Raw genomic sequence first — 24620 nt, forward strand, 5'->3', positions numbered from 1 at the left:
GGCGCGGGAGGCACCGCCTTCCCAGTCGCTGGCCGCGGCGCGGCAGGCCCCCGCCGGGCCGAGGGCGCCGGCCGATCCGCAGGCGGCCGCCGGGAGCAGCCGGGCGACCGGCGCGGTGTCGCCCCCGGGCTTGCTGGACGGCGTGCGCAACCCGGAGCCCGAATATCCGCTCCTCAACCGGCAGCGCGGCGATCAAGGTGTCGTCACCGTGCTGCTGCGCATATCCCAGACCGGGCAGGTGACAGAGGTGGACGTCGTCGCCACCTCCGGGCATCCGGCGCTGGACGACTCCGCGCGACGAACCGTGCAGCGCTGGCGCTTCCGCCCCGCCACGCGGGACGGCGTGCCGATCGCCGGCAGCATCCGCACGTCCGTCCACTTCCGGCTGCGATGAGATGGGGGAGAACGCCTTGGTGAAGCTCGACGTGATCACCACGCGGGGCGGCGACGGCGGGGAAACCTCGCTCGGGGACGGCGCGCGCGTCCGCAAGGACGCCCCGCGGATCGAGGCCATCGGCGCGGTGGACGAGGCGAACGCCGCCATCGGCATGCTCCGCCTCCACACGGAGGGCGCGGACGACGCGCTGCTCGCCCGGGTCCAGAACGGGCTGTTCGACCTTGGCGCCGACCTTTGCGTGCCGGGGCAGGGCGGCGACGCGCGGCTCAGGCTCGGCGCCGGCCACGTCGCCGCCCTCGATTCGGCGACCGCGACGATCAACGAAGGGCTGCCGCCCCTCACCAGCTTCGTCCTGCCCGGCGGCACGCCGGCCGCGGCCGCGGCGCACCTGGCGCGCACGGTGGCGCGCCGGGCGGAGCGCGCCGTCGTCCACCTCGCGGCGGAGGAGCCGGTCAACCCCGAGGTGGTGCGCTACCTCAACCGCCTGTCCGACCTGCTCTTCGTTCTGTCGCGGCGCTTGAACGGCGGCGGCGCCGGCGACGTGCTGTGGACGCCGGGGAGCGGCGCCTGATGACCGACGCAGCGGCGGCGGCACGGGCCGAAGCGGCCGCGGGGGTGGCCGGCCGCGCGCTCCTGCTGGCCAACCCCCGCAGCCGCAGCGGCGGCGACCCGGACACGGTGGCGGGCCTGCTGCGCGACGCCGGCCTCAACCCGCTCTGCCCGGACCTGTCCAAGCCCGGCGGCACCGCCGACCTCATCCGCGCCCACGCGGCCGAGGTGGACCGCGTGGTGCTGGCCGGCGGCGACGGCACCATGAACGCCGCCGCGCCGGCGCTGCTGGAAACGGGCCTGCCCTTCGCCATCATCCCCCTCGGCACCGGGAACGATCTCGCGCGCACCCTCGGCATCCCCGAGGACCCGGCGGAAGCGGCGCGGATCGCCGCGACCGGGCGGCTGCGCGAGATCGACGTCGGCCTCGCCAACGACGTGCCGTTCTTCAACGTCGCGTCCCTCGGCTTCGGCGTGGACCTCACCCGGGCGCTCACCGGCGACGCCAAGCGCCGCTGGGGCAAGCTCGGCTACGCCGTCGCCGGGGTGCGGGTGCTGGCGCGGATGCGGCCCTTCTCGGCGGCGATCCGCTGCGGCGACACGGTGGTCCGCAGCCGCACCGTCCACGTCGCGGTGGGCAACGGCCGGCACTACGGCGGCGGCATGACGGTGGGCGAGCGCTCGGAGATCGACGACGGCAGGCTCGACGTGTTCAGCCTGGAGGTCGGGGGCGTCTGGAGCCTGCTCCGCCTGCTGCCGTCGCTCCGCCGCGGCGACCACGGGCGCTGGCACGAGGTGCTGACCGTCGAAGGGTCGGAGGTCGAGATCCGCACCCGCCGCCGCCGCTCCGTCAACACGGACGGCGAGATCACCACCCGCACGCCCGTCGTGTTCCGCGTCCTGCACCGCGCCGTGCGGGTCCATGTGCCCGAGTCCGAGGCCGTCAGCGAGACGACGCCCCCGCCAGGATGACGCCGGCGCCGAGCAGGCAGAGCGCCGCGCCCGCGAGGTCGGTCGCGGCCGGCGCCTGGCCCTCCACGGCCCAGAGCCAGAACAGCGACGCCGCGATGTACACGCCGCCATAGGCTGCGAAGGCGCGCCCGGCCGCGTCCGCTTCCGCCAAGGTCAGCAGGGCCGCGAACAGCGCGAGGCTCGCCAGGCCCGCCAGCAGCCACCACGCCGGGGCGCCGTTCCGCGCCCAGGCCCAGAAGGCGAAGCAGCCGGCGATCTCGGCCAGGGCGGCGCCGGCGAAGGCGAGCGCGGAGGTCATCCCGCGCCCGCCCGTAGCACCGGCCGGGTCACAAGGCGAAGCGCGTGCCCACCAGCACGCTCCGGCCGGGTGTGGCGAAGCCGTTCGCCGGCTCGAAGCGGCTGTTGCCGAGATTCCGCGCTTCCAGGAACAGCGCCGCTTGGTCGAAGGCCTGCCACGTCGCGGTCAGGTTCACCACCGTCCCCGGCGGGTTGCTGCGCTGGTAAGGGAAGGGCACGCCCTGGTCGTTGTAGCTGGCGAAGGCGCCTTCCGGGCTGCGGCCGGTGAAGAGCACGGTCGGCGCGATCACCACCTTGGACGCCGGCCGCACCCGCGCCGTGACGCTGACCACGTGCTCCGGCCGGCGGGGCAAGCGTCGGCCAGTTTCGGCGTCGAAGGCGCCGGTGACGGTCCAGGCCGTCGTCGCCTCGAACCACGCGGCTGGGCGGAGCGTCAGTCCCAGCTCGACGCCCTGGATCCGCGCCCGGTCCACGTTCTCCAGCGTGTCGAAGCCGGCGTTGAAGTTGATCAGGTCGCGGATGCGGCTGCGGAAGTAGGTGGCGGAAGTGGTGGCGAAGGCCGGCCGCCCGAAGGCGGGGAGGTCGGTTTCGACGCCCGCCTCCCAGCCGATGGAGCGCTCCGGCCGCAGGTCCGGGTTGCCGCGGAAGAAGTCGCCGATGATCCCGAAGCGCTGGAACAGCGACGGCGCGGCGAAGCCGGTGCCGCCCGAGGCGCGCAGCCGCGAACGCAACTCCGGCAACGCCAACGCCGCGCCCAACCGCCAGGTGGTCTCGTCCGTGAAGCCGGTGGTGGCGTCGTGGCGCAGCCCGGCCGTGAGGTCGAGCCGCTCCCCCAGCCGGTATTGCAGGGTGGCGTATCCGGCGGTGGTGCGCTGCGTCGCGTCCACAGTGGTGCGGAAGAAGGGCGAGCCGCTGGCGCTCCGCGCTTCCTCGAAGGCGTGGGTGACGCCGAACCCGAGCGCGCCGTCCGTCAAAACGCCCACGGCCGGCAAGCGCACCGTGTTGCCCCAGTCGAGCGTGGTGCGCGTGCCGCGGTACAGGTCGTCGGCCGTGGAAGCGCTGAGCGAGTCGGGCAGGTTGACGTAGCGCCGCCGGTCCTCCGTCGCCGCGAGGCGCAGGCCCGTGGTCCATGCCCCGCCGAACAGCCGCGTTTCGCCGCGCACCTGCCCGTACCAGCGCCGGTCCTCCCCGGAGTAGTTCGGGTCGTCGCGCGGCACGTCGTCCAGGCCGAGGTTGTTCTGCCGCCAGCGCAGCAAGCCCTCGATGCGCGTGCCCTCCGCCGGCGTCCACCCGAGGCGCGCGGTGGTGAACACGCCGCGGAAGCCGTCGCGCTCGCCGGTGTCCGGCAGGCGCTGCGCGATGGCGTTGAAGCCCCTGGTCGAGAAGGACTGGGCGGACAGCAGGTAGTCGAAAGCGCCCACCGTGCCCGTCGCGCCTGCGCCCGCGCGCAGGGTGCGCTGCGTGCCGCCGGCCAGCTCGCCGTAGGGCGCGAAGGCGCGGCCGGGCGGCGCCCGGCGGGTGACGAGGTTGACCACGCCGCCCAGCGCCGCCGAGCCGTACAGCGCGGAAGCCGGGCCGCGCAGCACCTCGATGCGCTCCACGTCGAACAGCAGCTCGTTGCCGAAGTTGAAAGCGGCGTTCGGCTCCGAGGGGTCGGTCAGCGGCACCCCGTCCAGCAGCACGAGGACGTGCCGGCTGTTGGTGCCGCGCAGGAAGGTGCTGGCCTGTTGCCCCGGGCCGCCGAGTTGGGCGACGCGCAGGCCGGGAACGGCGGTCAGCGCCTCGGTGAGCGTTTGGTAGCCGCGCTCCTCGATCTCGCGGCGGGTCAGAACCGTGATGGAGGCCGGGACCCGCTCTTGCGGGGTCGGGACGCGAGTGCCGGTGACGATGGTGTCAGGGACGGCTTCCTGCGCGGGGGCGGCGGACGGCAAGGCGGAAAGGCCGCACAAAAGGGCGGCGGACAGGCGGCGCATCGGGAACTCCGTGCGGGGGTGACGACACGCCCCGCGCCGGAGAATCGCCCGGCGCGGGACAAGCGGGCGTCGTCCTCGCATGCGGCGCCGCGGCCGTTCTCCAGGATGGTCCCTGGAGCGGCCGCGCCGATGGGTCCGTTGCGCCGGTTCACCCCGCCCGGCACGCGCGAGACGTCTCTGCGCCGGCCGGTCTCCTGGCTCGCGGATCGAACGCCCGGGGCCCCGCCTTCTCGCGCCGAAACTGCCGGGGCAGGGGCGGCGCAATGGCGCGTGGGGCCGGGCTCTCCGCTTACAGTTGCGGGGGCAGCCGCGGACTGGCCTCGGCGCCGGCCGCAGTCGCGGCCGCCGCTCCGGTTTCGCGCGTTCCCGTTTCAGCCCTTGCGGGCCACCGGCGCATGGAGGGCGTGTAGCAGGCTCAGAACACCCAGCCCAGGGCCTTCACGCCGATCCAGCCGATCGCCGCCAGGATGAACGTGGCGAAGGCGCAGCCCGCGACGGTCACGGCCATGCCGATGCCCACCGTCCGGCTGTCGTGCTCCACCAGGCCGAGCGCCATGATGATGTTGCCGAAGGCCGGCGGGCCGTTGGTGCCCGGCCCCGGCAGGATCAGCATCAGCGCGACATAGGCCGTCAGCCACCCGAAGAGGCGTTCGCCGATGGGGGACAGGAAGAAGCCGGGGCGCGGCTTCACGTACTGCTCGACCTGCCGAAGCCATTTGGAGGAGGCGCCGGACAGGCGCAGAAGGTCCGAGCGCCGGATGGCGCGGCGGGCGATGAAGGCCGGCAGCTTCGGCACCCGCCGGCCCAAGCCCATCTGCACGCCGAGGATCAGCATCGGGAGGCCGAACACCGACGCCATCAAGGGCAGCAGGGACGGGAGGCAGAGCAGCAGGATCAGGAGGCCGAAAGCGCGGTCGCCGAAGGCTTCCGCCATCTCCCCCAGGGTGATCTCCTCGCCGGGGCAGCGGAGCGCGACCTCGGCGACGATGCGCGAAATCGGCGGGCCGGCGTCGTGGTGGTGGCCGCCCCCGCGCGTCGCCGCGCCCAGCGCAGCCTCCAGATTACCGTCCATTCCCGCCCATCGAACCCTTCATCCCAGTGCCGGCGCACTGGCGCCCGGCGAAGCCCTCCGCCGCCGCGTCTCTTTGCGGACCCGGTACGGCACGGCGATCCTAAGCGATTTCCGCCGCCGGTACAGTGGATTTCCCCGAGGATGCCGTCCCGGAGGGGGGCCAGCACCATATGGGTGACATCAAGCGCCGTTGAACACGGGCCGGCGCTTTTCCATGAAGGCGCGACGGCCTTCGCGGTAGTCGGCGCTGTTGAAGCAGGCCGCCATGGCGTCGCGCAAGGTCGCCATGTCGCGGTCCTCCCGGTCCCGCAGCACGGCCTTCACCGTCAGCTTGTTGGTGGAGAGCGAGAGCGGCGCGTTGGCCGCCATGGTGGCCGCGAGCTTGGCCACGGCGCCCTCCAGCTCCGCCGCCGGCACCACCCGGTTCACCAAGCCGATGCGCTCCGCCTCGGCGGCGGGAAAGCGGTCGCCGGTCATGAGGATCATGTGGGCGTGCGCCGGCCCCACGAGGTCCACCAGCGCCCGCACCATGTCGAAGCCGTAGGCGATGCCGAGCTTGGCCGCCGGGATGCCGAACTGGCTGTCGTCGGAGGCGACGCGGATGTCGGCCGACATGGCGATGCCGAGGCCGCCCCCCATGCAGAAGCCGCGGATCTGGGCGACCACGGGCTTGCGGAAGGCGGCGAGCTTGGCGCGGCCGGCGCTGGTCAGCCGGTCGTACTCCCGCTGCGCGTCGGCGTCGGCCCGGTTCTTCTCGAACTGGCTGATGTCGGCACCGGAGACGAAGGCCTTGTCGCCCGCTCCCTGGAGCACGACGCAGCGCACCGCCCCGTCCTCGGCGAAGCGGTCGAGCGCCTCGCCCATGCCGGCCCACATGTCCACCGACATGGCGTTGCGCTTCTCGGGCTGGTTGAACACCACCCGGCCGACCCCGTCCTCGACGCCGGCCAGGATCTTGCCCCCGGCGAGTTCCATCGGTGCCGTCATTCCCCGCCCAGCGCCCCCTTGGCCTTCAAACCCTCGATTTCCGCGGCCGAAAGCCCGGCTTCGGCCAGTATCTCCTCGCCGTGCTCGCCCAGGTCCGGAACGTCGCGGTAGACGCCGGTTTCCAACCCCTCGACGTTCAATGGGCTGGCGACCACACGCGTGTCCCCGCGCCGGCGGTGCCGGATCGGCATGGCCATTTCCAGGTGCCGTACCTGCGGATCGGCGAAGACCTCGGCGATGTCGTTCACCGGGCCGCAGGGGATGCCGGCTTCCTCCAGGGTGGCGATCCACCACTCGGACGGCTTGGTGCGCGTCACTTCCGAAATGGCGGCGTTGACCCGGGCGCGGTCCTTGGAGCGGCCGGCCGCAGTCTGCCACTCCGGCACCCGCATCCAGTCTTCGCGCCCGGCGGCGCGGCAGAACGCCTCCCACAGCTTGGGCGAGGAGGCGGCGATGTTGATCGGCTTGTCCGCGGTCGGGAACACGCCCATGGGGATGTTCACCGGGTGGTCGTTCCCGGCCTGCCCGGCGACCTCGCCGTCCATCAGGTAGCGGCTGGCCTGGAAGTCCAGCATGAACACCTGGGATTCCAGCAGCGAGGTGTGGACGTAGCCGCCGCGCCCCGTCCGCTCCCGGTCGTAGAGCTTCATCATCACGCCGAGCGCCAGCAGGTTGCCCGCCGTCAGGTCGTCGATCGGTATGCCGACGCGCATCGGCCCGCGGCCCGGCTCGCCGGTGATGCTCATCAACCCGCCCATGCCCTGCGCGATCTGGTCCACCCCGCCGCGCTTGGCGTAGGGTCCGGTCTGCCCGAAGCCGGAGATGGAGGCGTAGACCAGCCGCGGGTTGAGGTCCTTCAGATCCTCGTAGGCGATCTTCAGCCGGTGCTTGACCTGCACCCGCATGTTCTCGACCAGCACGTCGGCGGTCGCGGCGAGCTTCAGGAAGGCCGCGTGCCCGTCCGGGTGCTTGAGGTCGAGCGCGATCGAACGCTTGTTGCGGTGCAGGTTGACGCTGTCGAAGCCGTCGCGCGGGCCGCCCAGCCCGTCCGTGGAGCGCGGCGGCTCCACCCGGATGATGTCGGCGCCCCAGTCCGCCAAGTGCCGCACGCAGGTCGGCCCGGCGCGGGCGAGCGTCAGGTCCAGCACGCGCAGGCCGGCTAGGGGCAAACTGGTCGTCTCGGCGCTGCTGGGCTTCGCGTCCGCGGCGCTGTCGGGCATCGGCGTCCTCCGTTTCCGGGCGAGACTAAGGCGGGGCGCCGCGGCCCCGCTAGGGGCGACAGGGATTCGAGGGCCGTGTCCCGCCACAGCCGCCGCCCTCCCGCCGCTCGCTGGCCGCGCGTTTCCGAGGCGTCCCGTCCGGCGGGGCGTAGGTCTTTCGGTGCTGCGCCCCCGGCGGCGCACCTTCGATGGGCGGGCCGGCGGGGCGTTTGGCGGCCCGACCGGCGCCGATCCGTAGGCGGCCACGCTGTTCCCGTCCGCGCCGCTGGCCTTGAGCGGCGTCCTCGCCCCACCCTGCGCCGCTGGGAAGCCGACCTGCGGCGCGGCCACCGTTCGCCCCAAACCCCACGGCGAGTCGCTGGAGCCTGCGACGGCCCCGCCACCCGCTGGGGACGGCGGCGGGCGCCGGTGGGAAAGACCGAACTCCTGCCACCAACGCCCGAGCCGCCCCCTCCAACCGGGCAAGGCGCCGCCGAGTGGCGAGCAAGAACCGACCGTCACGACCCGGCGCGGGCGATCGTGCGGTGTACGGCGGTCGCGGCGGGGAAGGCTCCCAGGCCGGTGTCGGGCGCACGGCCCGGCGCGGGTACGGACGCCACCGAAGGCGCGGCCGGGGCGGGTCGTGATGGCCGGTTCGAAGCGGTGCGGCGCGGTGCGGCTCGCGGCGGAGCCGCTCCTCAAAGCCGTTCCCAAAGCTCTGTTTCGTCGTCCAGCCGCGCCTGTTCCAACCCGCGGAAATCGCCGCGCGAGACGACGCCGATCACCCGCGCCCCTTCCACCACCGGCAGGTGCCTCGCGCCGCAATCCTGCATAAGCCGGAGCGCCTCGATCGCCTTGGCCCGCGGCCCGACAGTTTCGGGCTTCGGGGTCATCGCTTCAGCGAGCGTCGTCCGCGCCGGGTCGCGGTTCTCGGCCAGCATGCGCCAGACGGCGTCGCGGCCGGTGAAGATGCCGAGCAGCGCGCCCTCCGGGTCCGTCACCAGCACGGCGCCGACCCGCCGGTCGCGCATCGTCCGCGCCGCTTCGAGCACGGTGGCCCCCGGCGGCAGCGTCACCGGCTCGCGCCGGACCATGATCTCCAGCATGGGGCGGTTGGTCATCGCTTCGGTCCTCCCGGCCGCCGAGGCTGGCACGGGGGGCGCGGCGCTTCATTGATCTGTCACAAACCCGGCTCGGGCGGCGGCGCCGGCGGTGCCGCGTCCCTGGCCGCGCCGTTCCGCCGCGCCTGCCCCTCCGGGCAGAGGTCGAGCAGCACGCAGCGCCCGCAGGCCGGCGCGCGGAAGATGCAGCAGCGCTGGCCGTGCAGCATGAACACCTCGTGGTGGTCGTAGACCTGCTGCGCCGTCCAGTCGGCCGGCAACAACGCCTCCAGCACCGCGTGCGACGGCCCTACCGCGAGCGAGCGCGGGATCAGCCCGATCCGCTGCGCCACACGGTGGTGGTGGCTGTCCACCGGCAAGGCCCGGCCGCGGAGCGCGCTGAAGGACAGCACCGCTGCCGCCGTCTTCGGCCCGACGCCGGGCAGGGCGGCGAGCCACGCGCGTGCCGCTTCGGGCTCCATGCCCGCCAAGTGGTCGAGGTCCAGGCGGCCGCCGCGCACCTCGGTGATGGCGCGCAAGGTCCTTTGGAGCGCCGGCGCCTTGGCCTCCGGCCAAGTGACGCCGGCGAGGGCCCGCTCCACCTCGGCCACGGGCGCGTCGCGCGCCGCCTCCCAGGACGGGAAGCGCTCGCGCAAGGAGCGGAAGGCTCGGGCGCTGTCGGCGTTGCGCGTGCGGTGGGACAGCAAGGACGAAACCAACTCGTCCAGCGGCGGCAAGGCGTGGAAGTAGGCGATCGGGCAGTGATAGGCGGCGCAAAGGCGCGCGTGCGCTTCCAACGCCAGCGCCGCGCGCCCGGGATCGGCGGGCGCTGGATGGCCGGCGCGCGGCGCGGCGCCGCTGCGGGGCCGCGACGGCGGCGCTCCGGCATCCGTCGAGACCGCGTCGAAGAGCGGGATGGCGGCGGCGCCTCGCGCCGGAGCGGGCTTGCCCATCCGGACCCCAACGGCCCGCCGCCGGGCCGGTTCGCGCCCCGGCGGCGTAAGGACTCGCGCCCTCCCGCCGCGTCCGCGCATCGGTCCCGCGCGCGCGGACGCCGCACGGGCTATGCAACGTGCCATGGAGCCCGTCGATGTCGCCCTTTGCCTCTGCGTGGACGTGTCCGCCAGCGTCGGTTACGACGAGTTCGGCCTGATGCTGGGCGGCTACGCGGCGGCGTTCCGCGACCCGGCCGTGGTCGCGCTCTGCACCGCCGGGCGGCGCGGCGCGGTGGCGGTCGGCGCCGTGTTCTGGTCCGGCGTGTTTCCCGGCCCCGAAGTCGCGGTGCCCTGGCGCCGCGTGAACGGCGAAGCGGCGGCGGAAGCACTGGCGGCCGCCCTCGACGACGCGCCGCGCCTGCCCGCCGCCGGCGCCACGGCGCTGGGCGAGGGCATGGCCCACGGCCTCGCGCTCCTCGCGCGCTGCCCGGCCGACGCGACCCGGCTGTTGCTCGACGTGTCCGGCGACGGGCGGCACAACCAGGGCCGCCCGCCCGGCCCGATCCGCGATCTGGGAGTCGCGGCCGGCGTCACGGTCAACGGCCTGGCGGTGCTGAACGAGGAGGCCGACCTGCTGGACCACTACCGCGAGGAGGTGATCGGCGGCACAGGCAGCTTCGCGGTGGCTTGCGACGACTACGCCGCCTTCGCCGAGGCCGTCCGGGCGAAACTTATGCGCGAAATTCCTGCCGCACCTCTCGCAGTTTAGTATACGATCCTCCAACGAAGCCTCAGCCGACGATGCCACCGCCACCCCTGACCGGACCAGAACCCGACCCCATGCTGCTCCTCATCCCCGGCCCCGTGCGGACGCACCCCGAGACCCGCGCCGCCATGGCCGCCGACATCGCGCCCTGGGACAACGACTTCCGACCCGTCTACGCCTCCGTCCGCGAGCGGGTGCGCGCGGTCGCCGGCGGCGTGGAGGGCGAGCACGCGACCCTGCCGCTCCAGGGCTGCGGCCACTTCATCCTGGAAGCCGCGCTCCGCACCTTTGTCCCCGCAGGGGCCAAGGTGCTGGTGCCGACCAACGGCGCCTACGGCACCCGCGCCGCCCGCCTCGTCCGCGAGGCCGGCCGACGCGTGGTGGCGCTGCCCGGTCCGGACACCCGGCCGGTGACGTCTGCCGAGGTCGCCTCGGCGCTGGAGCACGACGCCGAGATCGGCCACGTCCTGATGGTCCACCACGAGACGGGCAGCGGCATCGTCAACGACCCGGCCGCGATCGGCGCCGCCGTGCGCGCCGCCGGCCGCCGCCTCATCATGGACTCCGTCTCCGCCTTCGGCGCCCTGCCGTTCTCCATGGCCGAGCACCCGGAATGCGACGCGGTGGTGTTCACCTCCGGCAAGTGCCTGGAAGGGATGCCCGGCATCGGCTTTGCCGTCGCGCGCGTGGACCGCGTGCTGGAGTGCGAAGGCAACGCCGGCTCCTGGTCCTTCGACCTCCACGACGTCTACACCCACGCGCTGCGCTCCGGCTGGGGCTCCTTCCGCTTCACGCCGCCGGCGCAGGCGCTCCGGGCCTTCTCCGTCGCGCTGGACCTGTACGGGCGCGAAGGCGGCCAAAAGGCACGGCTGGCGCGCTACACGGAAAACGCGCGCGTGCTCTACGACGGCGTGCTGGGCCTCGGCCTCCGCCCCTACCTGGAGCGTCGCCACCAGGGGCCGGTGATCGTCACCGTCCACCAGCCGCAGCACCCGGCCTTCGCCTTGCAGCGCTTCGTGGACGAGCTGAAGGCGCGCGGCGTGCTCATCAGCAACTTCTCCTGCACGGAAGCGCCGAGCTTCCGCGTCGGCTGCATCGGCGCCGTGACCCCGGCCGAGATGCGCGGCGCGGTGGCGGCGATGGGCGAGGCGTTGGAGGCGATGGGCGTGCGGGAGAGGGTGGCGGCTTAGCAGCCAGCCCCAAGTGACGCCCTCAGCGGGCTGCGTGCAAATCTAAGGGCGCCTTCGCCGGTGAACGTGTTGCGCTTGCTTTACGAGCCTGAAGACGAGTGGCATGGGCAGTTGCACGCTTCCGCAGAAGCGTTCGGCTTTTCTGGCCGAAGCTCGGCATGGTTCGGTCGGGACGACTTGGTGGAATTCAGACGCCATCTCGGGGCGTATCCGCTTCTGCCGCGCCCCGCGGCGATCTCCGGTGGGGTGGGCGTCTCCCCGGGAGGGGAACCGCGCGACGTCCACATCAGACTAACGATTGCCCCATTTGACACTAAAGGAGGGCTTTTAGTCCGCGTCGAATTGGCTTGCGAGCCTCCAGTGCCTCCCGGTGCCGACTGTGAGCAGCGTGCGCATCTGTGCTTTCCTACCGACTACGCGTCCCTCGACCGGTTCCGAATTGCGCTCGGCCCCATGCTCGACGGCGGCGCTGAAGCGATCCTTGTGGGGATATAGGTGTAGTTATGTCACCGGCCTCAAGCCGTTTACATGCGCTGATCGCTTGGAGCTTTCGATAAGCTTGGCGCGATAAAGTAAGGGGGCGAGGGCGGACCCTATTCCGCCTTGATCCGCGCCGCCCGCACCACCCCGCGCCAGCGTTCAATCTCGGCGCGTTGGAACGCCGCGTAGCTCTCCGGGCTGTCCGCCACCACGGTCAGCCCGATCTGCCCCAGCCTCCCCACCGTCTCCGGGTGCCGCAGCGCCTCTACCACCGCCGCGTGGACGCGCGCGAGCAGCAGCGGCGCCATCCCGGCCGGCGCCATCACCGCCTGCCAGGAGGTCACGGCGAAGTCGCGCAGGCCCGCCTCCGCCGCCGTCGGCACCTCCGGCAGCACCGGGTGCCGCTCCGCGCTGGTGACGATAATCGGCCTGAGCCGCCCGCCCGAAATGTGCCCGGCCACCGTGCCGAGGTTCTGGAAGGAGAGCTGCACGTTGCCCGCGATCAGGTCCGTCGCCGCCGCTGCGCCACCGGCGTAGGGCACGTGCGTCGCGTCCGTCCCGGTGAGCTGCTTGAACAGCTCCATCGTGAGCTGGTCGGAGGAGCCGACGCCGCTGGTCGAGTAGGCCGCGCCGGGGTTGCGCTTCAGCCAGGCGACCAGTTCGGCGAGGTCGCGCACCGGCACCTTTTCCGGGTTCACCACCAGCACGTTCGGTGTGGTCACGGCGAGCGTCACCGGTGTGAAGTCGCGCACCGGGTCGTAGCCGAGGTTGGGTCGCAGCGCCGCGTTGATGGCGTAGACGCCGATGGAGCCCACCATCAGCGTGTGCCCGTCCGGCTGGGCGCGGGCGAGGATGCGCGCCGCCACCTCGCCGTTCGCGCCCGTCCGGTTCTCCGCCACCACCGGCTGGCCGATGCTCTGCTGCATCCGCGTGGCGATCGCCCGCGCCACGATGTCGGACGGCCCGCCGGCGACGAAGGGCACGAGGATGGTGACGGGCCGGGTCGGCCATGTCTCGGCCGAAGGCGGCGCCGCGGCCTGCTGCGACAGGGCAGGGCGGTCGCCGGCCGCGGCGAAGGCGGCGGCTCCGGCGAGGAGGTGGCGACGGCGCATGGTCGGGCGTTCCTCGGTTCTTCTCGTCACGGGGAATGATGCCGGGGCCGCGACTCGGCGCCTAGTCACCCCTGCGCTTGTCGTCCTTCTTCTTCCGCTTCGCCGCCTTGCCCGTCGCGTGCCCGGACCCGCCCAAGGCGGCGAGCCGCGGCGGCAGCGCCTCCTTGATGGCCGGCCGCGACGACTTGTCCTTCTTCCAGTGCTTTTTGTCCTTCCGCGACATGCCGCAGCCGAAGCACCAGCCGGTCTCCTCGTCGAAGCGGCACACGTCGATGCAGGGACTCCCCACCGCCGTTCAGCCCTCCGCCGTCGCCGCGAGGTCGCCGCGGTGTACGACGTGGAGCTTGTTGCCTTCCGGGTCGCGGAGGTAGGCGCCGTAGTAGCCGCGGGCGTAGCGCGTCCGCTCGCCCGGCGCGCCCTCGTCGGTGCCGCCGGCCGCGAGGCCCGCCGCGTGCGCTTCCCGCACCGCCTCGGGCGAGGCCGCCAGGAACGCCACCATGCCGCCGTTGCCGGCGCTCGCCGGTTCGCGGTTCCAAGGCTCCGTCACCAGGAAGGTCGGCACGCGCCCGCCCGGCGCCGCCCAGCCGATGCCGGACGGCCCGCCGTCCTCCGACCCTTCCCAGCGGCGACGGAGGCCGAGCGGCGACAACACGGCGTCGTAGAAGGCGCCCATGCGCGAGAGGTCGCGCGCGCCGAAGGTGACGTGGCTGAACATGCGTCTTCCCAGGCCGCCGGAACCGGGCGAGGGCGGGGAGGAGGGCGGCTTGCCCCGGCCCGCCGGACCCGTGCATACCGGGGCTTCTTAGGGGAGGGCGGACGGCATGGCCACGGACCTGGAGATCGCCCGCGCGGCCACGCTCCGCCCCATCGCGGAGATCGCCGCCCGCGCCGGCATCCCGGATTCGGCGCTGGAGCCCTACGGCAAGCACAAGGCCAAAGTCTCGCTCGACTTCGCGGCCGAACAGGGGACCAAGCCGCAGGGCAAGCTCGTGCTCGTCACCGGCATCAGCCCCACCGCCGCCGGCGAGGGCAAGACCACGACGACCATAGGCCTCGGCGACGCGCTCAACGCCCGCGGCACGCGCACGATGATCTGCCTGCGCGAGCCCTCCCTCGGCCCCTGCTTCGGCGTGAAGGGCGGCGCGGCGGGCGGCGGCCGGGCGCAGGTGGCGCCGATGGAGGACATCAACCTCCACTTCACCGGCGATTTCCACGCCATCACCAGCGCCAACAACCTGCTGGCCGCGCTGGTGGACAACCACCTGTACTGGGGGAACGAACTCGGCCTCGACCCGCGGCGCGTGACCTGGCGCCGCGCCATGGACATGAACGACCGCAACCTGCGCAACATGGTGGTCGGCCTGGGCGGCCCGGCGCAGGGCGTGCCGCGCGAGGACGGCTTCGACATCACCGTGGCCTCGGAGGTGATGGCGATCTTCTGCCTCGCTTCCGGCCTGGACGACCTGCAAGACCGGCTCGGCCGCGTCATCGTCGGCCAGAGGCGCGACGGCACGGCGGTGACGGCGCGCGACCTCAAGGCGGACGGCGCGATGGCCGTGCTGCTGCGCGACGCGCTGGCGCCGAACCTGGTGCAGACGCTCGAAGGCTCGCCCGCCCTGGTCCACGGCGGGCCGTTCGCCAATATCGCGCACGGCTGCAACAGCGTGATGGCGACGCGGCTCGGCCTGTCGCTCGCCGAGGTGGTGGTCACGGAAGCCGGCTTCGGCGCCGACCTCGGGGCCGAGAAGTTCTGCGACATCAAGTGCCGCGCCGCCGGCCTCGCGCCCTCCGCCTGCGTCGTGGTGGCGACGGTGCGCGCGCTCAAGATGCACGGCGGCGTGGCCAAGGCGGACCTCGGGCGGGAGGACCTCACGGCCTTGCGCGCCGGTCTGCCGAACCTGCTCTGCCACGTCGAGAACATGGGCAAGTTCGGCCTGCCGGTCGTGGTGGCGCTGAACAGCTTCACCAGCGACACCGCGGCGGAGATCGCGCTGGTGCGCGACGCGCTCTCGGCGCTGGGCACCGAGGCCGTCCCCTGCACCCACTGGGCCGACGGCGCGGCCGGGGCATCGGCGCTCGCCGAGGCGGTGGGACGCCTCCTCGGCGAGGGGCAGGCTCGCTTCCGGCCGCTCTACCCGGCGGAGATGCCGCTCGCCGACAAGCTCCGCGCCATCGCGCGCGAGATCTACCGCGCCGCCGACGTCTCGCTGCCGGCGCCGGTCGCGGCCCGGCTCGACCGCTTCGAGAAGGCCGGCTTCGGCGGCTCCGGCGTGTGCGTGGCGAAGACCCAGTACAGCTTCAGCGCCGACCCGTCCTTGCTGGGCGCCCCGGAAGGCCACACCCTGCCGGTGCGCGAGGTCCGGCTCTCGGCCGGCGCCGGCTTCGTGGTCGCGATCTGCGGCGAGGTGATGACCATGCCGGGCCTGCCGCGCCGGCCCGCCGCCGAAGCGATCCGCCTCGACGCCGAAGGGCGCATCGATGGCCTGTTCTGAACCGCGCGCTGCCTTTGGCCCACGCCGCCGTGCCGCACGCAGGCGTGCGGCCGGGGAACGCCCGCCACACGCAAGGGTGTCCCTGCGCACGGCGCAGCCGCGGCGCGGTTCGGCTAGGGTGCGGCGCTGGAAGACGGGGACGCGCCGGCGACGCCGGGCGAGAACGCATGGAGCTCAAGAGGGCGCACGAGGCGAACGCCTTCACCGTCGCGGTCGCCGCCGAGATCCCTCGGCTGCGCCGCTTCGCGCGTGTGCTCGCGAAGCGCGCCGACGTGGCCGACGACCTCGTCCAGGAGACTCTGGTGCGCGCCATCGCGGCCCAATCGCAGTTCGCCAGCGGCACGAACCTCCGCGCCTGGCTGTTCACCATCCTGCGCCACGCCCGCGCCGCCGCGATCCGGCGCGACTCGCGCAGCCCGATCACGCCGTTCGAGGAGATGCGGGAACCGGCGGTGTCGGGCGGGCAAGAGGAGCGGCAGGCCATGCACGACCTGGCCGTCGCCTTCGCCCGGCTGCCCAAGGCGCAGCAGGAAGCGCTCTGGCTGATCGTCGTCGAGGGCCTGGATTACGCGGAAGCGGCCCGCATTCAGAACGTGCCGCAGGGCACCTTGCGGTCCAGGCTGTCGCGGGCGCGGGACGCCTTGCGGCAGGGCATCGGGATCGCGCCGGGCTCGCACGACCCGTCGGGGACGGACGACTTCGACCGGGAGGGCTGAACGGCCCACCACCGCCGCCGCGGTCAGTCGAGCGGCCCCGCGCCACCTTCGAGGATGCTGAGCAACTTCTCGGGCACGGGTTCGTGCAGCACGTCGCCGTGCAGCCGCGAAAGCTCGCGTTGCAGCCAAAGGTCGAACTCGCGGCTCGATTGCAGCCCCTTGAATCCGTCCTTCGGCGTCGGAGGGTGGGTTGACATCTGCATGCCCGTCTTAAAGCGGTTGCCCCGCGTCGGTTTCTGCTGGTGCGGCGATGATGTCAGGCGTGCTCTCGGCATGGGTGGTTCCGGTGTCGCGTGGCCAGAGCGGCCAGCCGGCGGCGCGGTTTAGATAATAGATCGTAACATAACGGTTACGCAAGCATGCAGCCGCGACCGGGCTCGGGTGGGTTGCCGCGGAGGGCCCGCCGGTCGAGGATGCGCCGGTGCCGCAGCACGATCCCCGGGCGCTCCTGAAGGACGGGATGGCCCGCCACCAAGCCGGCGACCTCGACGGCGCCGAGCGCCTGTACCGGAAGGCGGCCGCGTCCCGGCCGGCCGACGCCGACGCCCACAACCTGCTCGGCGTGGTGGCCCGGCAGCGCGGCGACGCGCGGGCGGCGCTCCGGCACACGGGCCGGGCGCTGGCCCTCCAGCCGGAAGCGCCCGTGTTCCTCGCCAACCACGGCGGCGCGCTGGCGGAAGCGGGCGAGCTGCGGGAGGCCGTCGGCTTCTTCCGGGCGGCGCTGCGACGCCGGCCGGAAGACCCCGTCGCCCTGCGCAACCTCGGCCAAGCGCTCGCCGCGCTGGGCGATGCAGGGTCTGCACTGGAACCCTTGGGCCGGGCCGCGGCGCTCGACCCGGACGCGCCGGAGCCGCGACTGGCCCTCGCCCATGCCCGACGGGAGGTCGGCGACGCCGAGGGCGCGGCAGCCGCGGCCGAGGCCGCGCTGGCCCGGTCGGCGCCGGACTCGGCGTTGGCGGCGCAGGCGCGGTTCCTCCTCGCGGCGCTGGGCCGGGCCGCCGTCCCGGACCGCGCGCCGACGGGGTACGTGCGCGACCTGTTCGACGGTTTCGCGGAGCGGTTCGATGCCGACCTCGCCGGGGGACTCGGCTACCGGACGCCCGAGCTGCTCGCCGCCACGTTGCGGGACGCCGGGGCGCCGGCGGGCGAGGGGCGGGGGCTCGACCTCGGTTGCGGAACCGGCCTGTCCGGGCTCGCCTTGGCGCCCCTGGTGCGGCGGCTAGAGGGCCTCGACCTCTCGCCGCGCATGCTCGCGCTGGCGCGACGGCGGGGCGTCTACGCCGCGCTGCACCAAGCCGATCTGCTCGAATGGTTGCCCGGGCACCCCGCGGCGTTCGACCTGGTCGCCGCCGCCGACGTCCTGAACTACCTCGGCGACCTGCGCCCGGCCCTGGCCGGCATCGCCGGGGCTCTGCGGCCCGGCGGCTTTGCGGCCTTCTCGCTCGAAGCAGGGGAAGGGAACGGCGGCGCGCCCTTCGCGCTGGGCGCGACCATGCGCTATCGGCACGACCGCGCCCACGCGGCCGCGCTCGCCGCCGAGGCCTTCGAGGTCGTGTCGCAAAGCGAGGCCACGCTGCGGCAGGAGCGCGGCGCGCCGGTCGCCGGCGTGCTCATGGTGCTGCGCCGCCGCGGTCGGGGCGGCTGAAGGGCGCCAGGGGGTGAGCGGTTCCGACCCGGCCCTGGCGTGGGTGCGCCGCGGACGGGGCAGTCGGGGCGCGGCGCCGCCGGGCAGGCGGCGGACCGGCGCCGCCGGCGCGGGGGGGAGCGCGGCGGCTTCGGCGGGCGCCGGGGCGGTTTCGGACAAAACGGCGCCGCCTGGCGCGGCCCGGAGGGTCAACACGCGGTCGTGGTAGCGGTCGAGGCCGGGGCGGTGGCCGATGGACACGACCGCGCTGGCCGGCAGTTCGTTCTGCAACAGCCGCATCATGGCGTCCTGGTTGGCCTCGTCGAGCGCCGCGGTGGCCTCGTCAAGGAAGATCCAGCGCGGGCGGTGCAGCAGGGCGCGCGCGAAGGCGAGGCGCTGCTGTTCGCCGAGCGACAGGGTGCGGTCCCACCGGGCTTCCTCGCCCAGGCGCCCGGCCAGCCGCGCCAAGCCGCAGCGCGCCAGGGCCGCTTCCATCCGCGCGTCCGCGAAGGTCCCGGGCGCGGCCGGGTAGGCCAGGGCGGCGCCGAGGGTGCCGAGCGGCAGGTAGGGGCGCTGGGGCATGAACATGGCGGCGTCGCGCCCGGGCATGCGGATGCTGCCCGAGGCCCAGGGCCAAGCGCCGGCGATGGCGCGGAACAGGGTGGATTTGCCGGTGCCGCTCTCGCCCTGGATGAGCACCCGCTCGCCGGGGCGGACCACCGCGTCGGCACGGCGCACCAGGGTGGCTCCGCACGGGGCGGCGACGCTGAGCCCGGCAAGCCGCAACTCCTCCGGGCCGTCCGCCGCAGCGGCGGCGGCGCCCGTCTCGGCGGGGACGGCGGCGCCCCGGCCGGCGGCGCCGAGCCGCGCGGCGTCGCGGAGGCTGTCCTCCAGCTCGATCACGCGATCCACGTGGCTCACCCAGTCGGCCACGCGGGGGTAGTTGGTCATGAACCAGGTCAGGGCCTTGGTCACCTCGCTGAAAGCCGAGCCGACCTGCATCAGCACGCCAAGGCTTATGGCGCCAGCGAAGTAGCGGGGCGAGACCACCAGGAGCGGGAAGATGTGGGTCATCATCCCGTAGGCCGAACTCAGGCCCATCAGGCGGCGCTCGACCCGGTTGAGGTCCACCATGACCGCGGACACGCGGCCGAAGGCGCGCCGCAGGCCGCGCTCCTCGTCGGCCTCGCCGCGGATCAGCGCCACGCCTTCGCTGTTCTCCCGGAGGCGGACCAGCGCGAAGCGGTGGTCGCTTTCTACCTCGTTGCGCAGGGCGTTGATGGCGGTCATGGGCCGGCCGATGGCCCAGGTCGCCCAGGTGCCGACCACGGCATAGATCGCCGCGGCGAAGACCATGTAGCCGGGGATTTCCGTTTCGTGGCCGGCCAGGACCACGGGCAGGGCGCCGGAGACGGTCCAGAGGATGCCGACGAAGGACACCAGCAGCAGCGCCGAGTGCAGCAGGCCGATGGCGAGCTCCACCGCCGTGGAGGTGGCCCAGCGGGTGTTCTCGCTGATGCGCTGGTCCGGGTTGTCGGCGGCGCCGGGGAGGAATTGCAGGCGGTAGTGGCAGGAATCGGACAAAAGCAGGCGTTGCAACCGCCGCACCTGCCACTCCCGCCACCACACCTGGAGGGTCTGGCGCGCGTGGAGCTGCAGCACCGCGGCGACGATGCCGGCCACCGCCAGCGCGGTGAACACGCCCAACTGCCAGAAGAATTCGTCGCCGTCCCGCTGCTCCAGTGCGTTGAAGAAGTCGCGGTTGCAGATGTTGAGGCCGATCTGCAAGGCGATCTGGAGCAGGGTGAGGCCGACCACGGCGGCGGTGATCGCCCAGGCGGAGCGCCACTCCTCCGAGGTGTAGTAGGCCGAGGTCAGGCGCCAGAGCTTGCGGCCGAAGCTTTCGGGCGGGCGGGCTGCGCGGGCGTCGTAGTCGAGGTCCGGACCCGCTCCCATCCCGCTCTCTCCCCTCTATTGCCCCAATCGGGCGGGCGCCGCCCCATTTTCGCCACAAGCAGCCTTACTTCTGCCATAAACAACCCGACAGTGCGAGGGAACACATCGCGACTTTTTGTGGTGTAATGTGCCCGTTAGAATCCGTTTCACAGAGGGGCATCGAACGGGCTGGTGCCGCCGCAAAGGGCCCGTGGAGCGGATCCCGGGGACGCGGCGGGGAAGTTGTCGGGATCGATGGCGCGGTCCGGGTGTGTACCGCTTGCCGGTGCGTCGAGTCGTCGCCTCTGAGCGACGGCAAGGTTCACATTCAGGATCGGAAAGTTGGATTTCCTAACTGTTGTGAGGGTATTCGCGGACGCCTTGAGCGAGGGCGCTGCGCCGCCCACCAGCCGAGCCGCTTGGCCGGGCGAGGCCGAGAGGTCGAAGCCTCCCGCGTCAGCAGGCTTCCGACCTGCGCGGAGGCCCCGCGCGAGCGCCCCTTGCGCCCCGCCCAGGACGGAGCCGGCGGACCAGAGGTCCGGGGTGCCGGAGGTACGGTCGCGCGGGGCTGATGGTGTGTCCTGCCGGGGTTTGGCGGCGGATGGGACGTCGGACGTTGGCGTGCGGGGACGCTCAGGCCCGTGCGGGTGCGGCTTGTACGCCTTGGAGGCGCCGGCCGGCGCGGCACCGGCCATGACGGGAATAAGGTATACTGCCTCACGCATGTGTGAGGATTATCAGGCTCCTTGCTCAACCAAAAGAGAAATGCAACGACCTCTGCCTGCGGGGCGAAATTGTGGCGGTTCGGCTGCGCCTGCACCCTCTGCGCTCGACTGCGCTTTTCCGGTGGAACGCTCGCCTGTCGAGAACGTTAAGCGAACACCACCACACAACCGAAGGATCAGAAGCATGGCAGCTTCCGCCTCGAAGTCCGGACCCGCCGACAACCCCAAGACCGAAGCCGATCCGGGCTCCAACGCCATCAAGGACCCGGATGATTGGACCACGGGCGAGGAGAAGATGACGGGCGCGCAGGCCAGCTACCTGAAGACGCTCAGCGAGGAAGCCGGCGAGGAGTTCGACCCGGGCCTGACCAAGGCCGACGCTTCCCGCCGGATCGACGAACTCCAGTCGAAGACGGGCAGGGGACGCTAAGCGTCCTCTGCTCTTTGAGATGACGACAGGGCCAGGACGCGGCTGCCTTCGTTCGCCGCCCTGGCCTCTGTCGCGACTTGAGGGGGTCACGCGACCACGGACCGTTGCGTCGGTTCTCCCGCGTGTCCCAAAGGCGTGTTCCACCGGCGACCGGCCACCCTCTCGGCAAAGCGCAACGCTCTCATGCAAATTCGGCTGAGTGCATTGCGCGTCATCCTCAAGTGTTCCAGATTTGTTCTTATACGTGTAGCCTGGACGCTGAGGGAGGCCTGCGGCGGTGAGCCTGATTCACAACGAACGGGTGAAGTTGCTGGCGCTCGCCTTCAACACGGCGGCCACTTCCGCCTTCACAGTCGGCGTGCTGGCGCCGGTGGCGGCCACGTTTTACGACCTCGGCCCGTCGCGGGAGGCGCCGAGGACGGTGGTGATTGGTGCCTTGTTGTGGATCGGGGCCTCCGTCGTGCTACATCTGGCAGGACGCAGGGTTCTCGGGTGGCTGAAGCCGTGACCAGCCTTGAGTTGTTCGCTTTTGTCATTCTCCCGATCGGTGTGGCGGCTTCGGCTTGGGCGGTCATCGCGGTCGTCGAGCGCCGCGGGGGTGCCAGGGGAGGACCGGAGAACAAGGGCCCGAAATGACCAGCCAAGCTTGGGCTGTTCGTCCGTCGACCGGACATGCGCAGTTGACGTGCTCTCCAACCAGCGGTGAGGGATGGGCCTGACCTTTCTCTCCTCCAGGAGCAAGCTCAGGCTTGTCTCGCCCACATTTGGTAGCGCACCAGCGGCCACGAACCTCTCCAACCAGCCGCCGCCTCATTTACCGACACCTCGGCTAGCGCTTGGCCGGGCACATGGGACAGTTGCGGGTTGTATGCGGCATCGGAGCCAGATCGCCTTGGCAGTGCGCCACAATGAGAGCGGCTATTCCTTCATGGGCGTGCTCTGCCCTGCCGTTTCCATTCATTGAAGCAAGAGGTTCACACGCTCTTGCACCGCGTCGAAACCAGTATGTACGAAGCTGGGTGGACAGCAAAAGGTGCGTAGAGTCATTCTTGATCTAAGTTTTAAATAGAAAGAAGTCAGTTTCTTCCAAGGAGCGACGCTCCAGCGGCAGAGAAGACACCAACTTTCTTATTAAGATTTGGAGGTATGTACATGGAAGTTTTTTATGAAACAAATGAGGTGGTTAGACTAAGGATTACCACAGAATTCTTGAGCATGTTAGAAAGACATCGGATTTTTTATCAAAGGGTAGATGATCCAAAAGCACCCCCAGTTCCACTGGAAAAGCGGCGGTGGAAACCTGGTGACGTGTTGGCGTTCCGTAAGGATTGTGTTCTTGAGCCTTACACTACGATCGGCGCAGGAAACAGTATCTTTTCTGTTGGTTCTTTTGGATCAATCATGTCAGAGCTGCCGCTGAACACTAAGATTGGCCGCTATTGTTCTATTGGACCAGGCGTCAAGCCTCTCGGCTTTCGCCATCCATTGCATGCCGTATCCATGTCATCCGCGGCCTTCAATCCCAGGCGGGAGTTCGTCCATTCATACCTCAGAGACTTCGAAGGCACATTCAGCGCTTCTGCGACATTCGCGCCTGTGTCAACCCCGCAACCACAGTTCCGGCCGCTTTCCATCGGGCATGACGTCTGGATCGGCGCATACGTCTCGCTTCCGGGTGGCGTCACGATCGGTAATGGTGCAGTAATTGCGTCCAACACGGTAGTAACCAAAGACGTTCCATCTTATGCCATTCTCGGTGGAAACCCAGGCAAAATCATCAAATTTCGATTTGAAGACAAAATTCAGGCAGATTTGGAAGCCATACAATGGTGGAACTACGAGCTGTCGGATCTGCACGCAATAGGGATGAACGATCCTGCTGCGTTCTGCGCGGCATTTCCCTCCAGGCGCGTACACTTGCGTGAGTACAAGCCGCGATCTGTCGACATCTGGGCCGAGTGCCAACAGCTGATGCGCTCCTCTGCTTGGCCATGATGGCTACCACAAAGTTTTTGCAGGCGGTCGGTGGCATGGGCGGCATGGGTGCGGTTCGACGGGCGGTGCGAGGAAGGCACGTCTCCGGAAGCGGTGTCCCAAGGGCAGCGTTCCGGCCCAAGGGCTGTTCGACCAAAGAACGGACCCAAGCGGCCCGAAGTGTGGCGACGAGCGTGCAAACTCGATTTGAAAAGCGCATTCGCTCCAAGGCTTTTACCTTCTGCACGGCCGGCACCACCCTGGCGCGCATCAACGTCTGGCCTCGTTTTGCAGCATTATCTTTGGCCTGCTTTTGGCTGGCGCTTGCCGGGTGCCAAGCCACGGCCGCGCCGACGGTGGTCCTTTGCGGCGCCGGCCAGGACGTGACAGAGGCGTTGCGGGCGGCACTGAGACCGGAGGGCCCGGAGGTCATCCTGCGAGCGGTTCCGAATGGAGCGACATGCTCGCTGTCCCGCAGCTTGATGATTCCACGGGGCTTGAACCTTGCGGGGCAAGGTCATCCCGTCTTGCGGCTGTCGGAGACCGGGAACGCATTCCGTGGCGATCAGCGATCCCGGAATTTTTCGATCAGCGGCATCGCCATCGACGGGTCGGATGCGCCCAAAGCCTCTGCCATCGCTTTGCGCGGTTCTTCTGACGGCCGGCTTGCGCGTCTCCGGTTGATCCGCCCTGGGGATGGCATAGTGCTGGCCGAGGGCTCGCATGACATCGCCATTTGCGACCTGGAAGTGGTCGAAAGCCGGCAACACGGGGTCACGATCCGGGACAGTCGTGGCAACGCGGTGAACGGCGCCCGCCTGGACGGGCAGCGCGGCTTTGGCGTCGTCCTCGTCGGCACATCCCACGACAACCGCCTTGACCGCTTGAGTACCCGCCGAAGCGGCCTCGAACTCGTTGGCATGACGGTCGGTACGCACAACAACACGTTGGAAAACAGCTCGGCCAACAACACAGGCGACAACTGCTATTCGATCACAGGAAGCAACAATCGCCTTCGCAACCTCACAGGCGATCGCTGTGCCGGGAGTGGCATCACGTTGTACGGCTCGCGCAACACCCTTGAGGGCGGCCGGTTCACGAACAATGCCCAGCGGCACGACGTTCGCCCTGCCTGGGCGGGGGGCGTGTCCTTCATCCAAGGCTTCGGTGGTGTCGCGCAAGGCAACACCGTGCGCGATGTGACGGTGGACGATGACCAGCCCCGACCAACGCAGCAAGTTGGCGTTCTGACGACTGCGGCAGGGTACCAAGCGTGGAGGCCCGGCGTGGCGGTCAGGACGGGGCACTACACTCATTCAGGCCTGAGCCTCTACGTCTCCCGCTCCTCCGGTGTGACCGGCACGCGTCCGCCGTTTGGGCCAGGGCGCGTCTCGGATGGCGCCGTTGTGTGGGAATTGGTCAACAGCTTCGAAGGAACCCTGCAACCGGACGGCAACACCGTCGAAAACGTCCAGATCGGTCGGGCTGCGAGAGCTCCCCGTGAGGACCATAGCGCATCCCAACACAACATCGGGACGAGGTGAGCGTCGGTCCTGCGTACGCCTTTCGGCTCGCCTCCCAAGCGCCGGCAATCCGACCCCGATCAACACATAGTCCGTGTCGGTTTGTAATCGAGTTGCCATCTAAGTACTTTGGCAGAACTCTCGCGGGATGGGGCGCCGGCGGCTCATCGGC

Annotated in this window: 23 protein-coding genes, 1 pseudogene and 1 riboswitch; of the genes and pseudogenes, 12 read left to right on the forward strand and 12 right to left on the reverse strand. The window is 71.2% G+C overall.

Going from position 1 to position 24620, the window contains the following annotated elements:
* The 3 genes from ABD067_RS22850 to ABD067_RS22860 form a co-directional block, all read left to right on the forward strand.
* A partial coding sequence (locus ABD067_RS22850; protein WP_343897714.1) for an energy transducer TonB occupies nucleotides 1–394 on the forward strand: 394 nt, incomplete at its 5' end.
* A 16-nt stretch (nucleotides 395–410) separates the two neighbouring features.
* The gene (locus ABD067_RS22855; RefSeq protein WP_343897738.1) at nucleotides 411–968 is read left to right on the forward strand and encodes a cob(I)yrinic acid a,c-diamide adenosyltransferase; all 558 of its coding nucleotides are present in this window, start codon (nucleotides 411–413) and stop codon (nucleotides 966–968) included.
* Entirely contained in the window at nucleotides 968–1918 is a 951-nt protein-coding gene (locus tag ABD067_RS22860) for a lipid kinase (RefSeq protein ID WP_343897715.1), read from the forward strand. Before ABD067_RS22855 ends, ABD067_RS22860 begins: the two co-directional genes overlap by 1 nt.
* Here the strand turns inward: ABD067_RS22860 and ABD067_RS22865 are convergent.
* The 7 genes from ABD067_RS22865 to ABD067_RS22895 all read right to left on the reverse strand — a co-directional run bounded on the left by ABD067_RS22865 (nucleotide 1890) and on the right by ABD067_RS22895 (nucleotide 9499).
* Nucleotides 1890–2216: a YnfA family protein gene (locus ABD067_RS22865; RefSeq protein WP_343897716.1), complete on the reverse strand. Its 327-nt coding sequence runs from the start codon at nucleotides 2214–2216 to the stop codon at nucleotides 1890–1892. The genes ABD067_RS22860 and ABD067_RS22865 overlap by 29 nt on opposite strands.
* A 28-nt stretch (nucleotides 2217–2244) precedes the next feature.
* Nucleotides 2245–4188: a TonB-dependent receptor plug domain-containing protein gene (locus tag ABD067_RS22870; RefSeq protein WP_343897717.1), complete on the reverse strand. Its 1944-nt coding sequence runs from the start codon at nucleotides 4186–4188 to the stop codon at nucleotides 2245–2247.
* A 167-nt stretch (nucleotides 4189–4355) separates the two neighbouring features.
* Nucleotides 4356–4596: riboswitch (cobalamin riboswitch) on the reverse strand.
* A gap of 7 nt (nucleotides 4597–4603) precedes the next feature.
* Nucleotides 4604–5260 carry an exopolysaccharide biosynthesis protein gene (locus tag ABD067_RS22875; protein WP_343897718.1) on the reverse strand — a complete coding sequence of 219 codons (657 nt, stop codon included), beginning with the start codon at nucleotides 5258–5260 and terminating at the stop codon, nucleotides 4604–4606.
* Nucleotides 5261–5440: 180 nt separating this feature from the next.
* Nucleotides 5441–6235 carry an enoyl-CoA hydratase gene (locus ABD067_RS22880; RefSeq protein ID WP_343897719.1) on the reverse strand — a complete coding sequence of 265 codons (795 nt, stop codon included), beginning with the start codon at nucleotides 6233–6235 and terminating at the stop codon, nucleotides 5441–5443.
* 8 nt (nucleotides 6236–6243) lie between these two features.
* Nucleotides 6244–7467, reverse strand: coding sequence for a CaiB/BaiF CoA transferase family protein (locus ABD067_RS22885; RefSeq protein ID WP_343897720.1), 1224 nt, complete (start codon nucleotides 7465–7467; stop codon nucleotides 6244–6246).
* A gap of 677 nt (nucleotides 7468–8144) precedes the next feature.
* Complete coding sequence (locus tag ABD067_RS22890) at nucleotides 8145–8567, reverse strand: CBS domain-containing protein (protein ID WP_343897721.1); 423 nt, start codon at nucleotides 8565–8567, stop codon at nucleotides 8145–8147.
* Nucleotides 8568–8626: 59 nt separating this feature from the next.
* The gene (locus ABD067_RS22895; protein ID WP_343897722.1) at nucleotides 8627–9499 is read right to left on the reverse strand and encodes an endonuclease III domain-containing protein; all 873 of its coding nucleotides are present in this window, start codon (nucleotides 9497–9499) and stop codon (nucleotides 8627–8629) included.
* Between the two features lie 124 nt (nucleotides 9500–9623).
* On the opposite strand from ABD067_RS22895, the gene ABD067_RS22900 reads away from it, so the two are divergent.
* Nucleotides 9624–10250 carry a DUF1194 domain-containing protein gene (locus tag ABD067_RS22900; protein ID WP_343897723.1) on the forward strand — a complete coding sequence of 209 codons (627 nt, stop codon included), beginning with the start codon at nucleotides 9624–9626 and terminating at the stop codon, nucleotides 10248–10250.
* A gap of 71 nt (nucleotides 10251–10321) precedes the next feature.
* Entirely contained in the window at nucleotides 10322–11437 is a 1116-nt protein-coding gene (locus tag ABD067_RS22905; RefSeq protein ID WP_343897724.1) for a 2-aminoethylphosphonate--pyruvate transaminase, read from the forward strand.
* A 593-nt stretch (nucleotides 11438–12030) separates the two neighbouring features.
* Here the strand turns inward: ABD067_RS22905 and ABD067_RS22910 are convergent.
* The 3 genes from ABD067_RS22910 to ABD067_RS22920 form a co-directional block, all read right to left on the reverse strand.
* Entirely contained in the window at nucleotides 12031–13029 is a 999-nt protein-coding gene (locus ABD067_RS22910; RefSeq protein ID WP_343897725.1) for a Bug family tripartite tricarboxylate transporter substrate binding protein, read from the reverse strand.
* Nucleotides 13030–13090: 61 nt separating this feature from the next.
* Nucleotides 13091–13318: a DUF1289 domain-containing protein gene (locus ABD067_RS22915; protein WP_343897726.1), complete on the reverse strand. Its 228-nt coding sequence runs from the start codon at nucleotides 13316–13318 to the stop codon at nucleotides 13091–13093.
* Nucleotides 13319–13324: 6 nt separating this feature from the next.
* Nucleotides 13325–13744 carry a VOC family protein gene (locus tag ABD067_RS22920; protein WP_343897728.1) on the reverse strand — a complete coding sequence of 140 codons (420 nt, stop codon included), beginning with the start codon at nucleotides 13742–13744 and terminating at the stop codon, nucleotides 13325–13327.
* Nucleotides 13745–13850: 106 nt separating this feature from the next.
* Here ABD067_RS22920 and ABD067_RS22925 point away from each other — a divergent pair, with 106 nt between their 5' ends.
* Together ABD067_RS22925 and ABD067_RS22930 are read left to right on the forward strand one after the other, a co-directional pair.
* Nucleotides 13851–15521 (forward strand): formate--tetrahydrofolate ligase, encoded by a 1671-nt coding sequence (locus ABD067_RS22925; protein WP_343897730.1) that lies wholly within the window; start codon nucleotides 13851–13853, stop codon nucleotides 15519–15521.
* A gap of 167 nt (nucleotides 15522–15688) precedes the next feature.
* Nucleotides 15689–16237 carry a sigma-70 family RNA polymerase sigma factor gene (locus ABD067_RS22930; RefSeq protein WP_343897731.1) on the forward strand — a complete coding sequence of 183 codons (549 nt, stop codon included), beginning with the start codon at nucleotides 15689–15691 and terminating at the stop codon, nucleotides 16235–16237.
* A gap of 23 nt (nucleotides 16238–16260) precedes the next feature.
* On the opposite strand, the gene ABD067_RS22935 is transcribed toward ABD067_RS22930, so the two are convergent.
* Complete coding sequence (locus ABD067_RS22935; RefSeq protein WP_343897732.1) at nucleotides 16261–16434, reverse strand: hypothetical protein; 174 nt, start codon at nucleotides 16432–16434, stop codon at nucleotides 16261–16263.
* 224 nt (nucleotides 16435–16658) lie between these two features.
* Between ABD067_RS22935 and ABD067_RS22940 the strand changes: the two genes are divergently transcribed.
* Nucleotides 16659–17882 carry a methyltransferase domain-containing protein gene (locus ABD067_RS22940; protein WP_343897733.1) on the forward strand — a complete coding sequence of 408 codons (1224 nt, stop codon included), beginning with the start codon at nucleotides 16659–16661 and terminating at the stop codon, nucleotides 17880–17882.
* A 321-nt stretch (nucleotides 17883–18203) separates the two neighbouring features.
* Here ABD067_RS22940 and ABD067_RS22945 read toward each other — a convergent pair.
* Nucleotides 18204–19817, reverse strand: a pseudogene (locus ABD067_RS22945) (ABC transporter ATP-binding protein/permease); the annotation flags it as partial.
* A gap of 888 nt (nucleotides 19818–20705) precedes the next feature.
* On the opposite strand from ABD067_RS22945, the gene ABD067_RS22950 reads away from it, so the two are divergent.
* The 4 genes from ABD067_RS22950 (at nucleotide 20706) to ABD067_RS22965 (ending at nucleotide 24469) form a co-directional block, all read left to right on the forward strand.
* Nucleotides 20706–20951, forward strand: coding sequence for a DUF3072 domain-containing protein (locus tag ABD067_RS22950; RefSeq protein WP_343897734.1), 246 nt, complete (start codon nucleotides 20706–20708; stop codon nucleotides 20949–20951).
* A 277-nt stretch (nucleotides 20952–21228) separates the two neighbouring features.
* A complete protein-coding gene (locus ABD067_RS22955) occupies nucleotides 21229–21459 on the forward strand; it encodes a hypothetical protein (protein WP_343897735.1) in 231 nt (76 codons plus the stop codon).
* A gap of 644 nt (nucleotides 21460–22103) precedes the next feature.
* A complete protein-coding gene (locus tag ABD067_RS22960; RefSeq protein WP_343897736.1) occupies nucleotides 22104–22946 on the forward strand; it encodes a CatB-related O-acetyltransferase in 843 nt (280 codons plus the stop codon).
* 161 nt (nucleotides 22947–23107) lie between these two features.
* Complete coding sequence (locus ABD067_RS22965; RefSeq protein ID WP_343897737.1) at nucleotides 23108–24469, forward strand: NosD domain-containing protein; 1362 nt, start codon at nucleotides 23108–23110, stop codon at nucleotides 24467–24469.
* Nucleotides 24470–24620 lie beyond the last annotated feature (151 nt).

This window comes from Craurococcus roseus, from assembly GCF_039523795.1.
In the GTDB taxonomy this organism is placed as follows: Bacteria; Pseudomonadota; Alphaproteobacteria; order Acetobacterales; family Acetobacteraceae; genus Craurococcus; species Craurococcus roseus.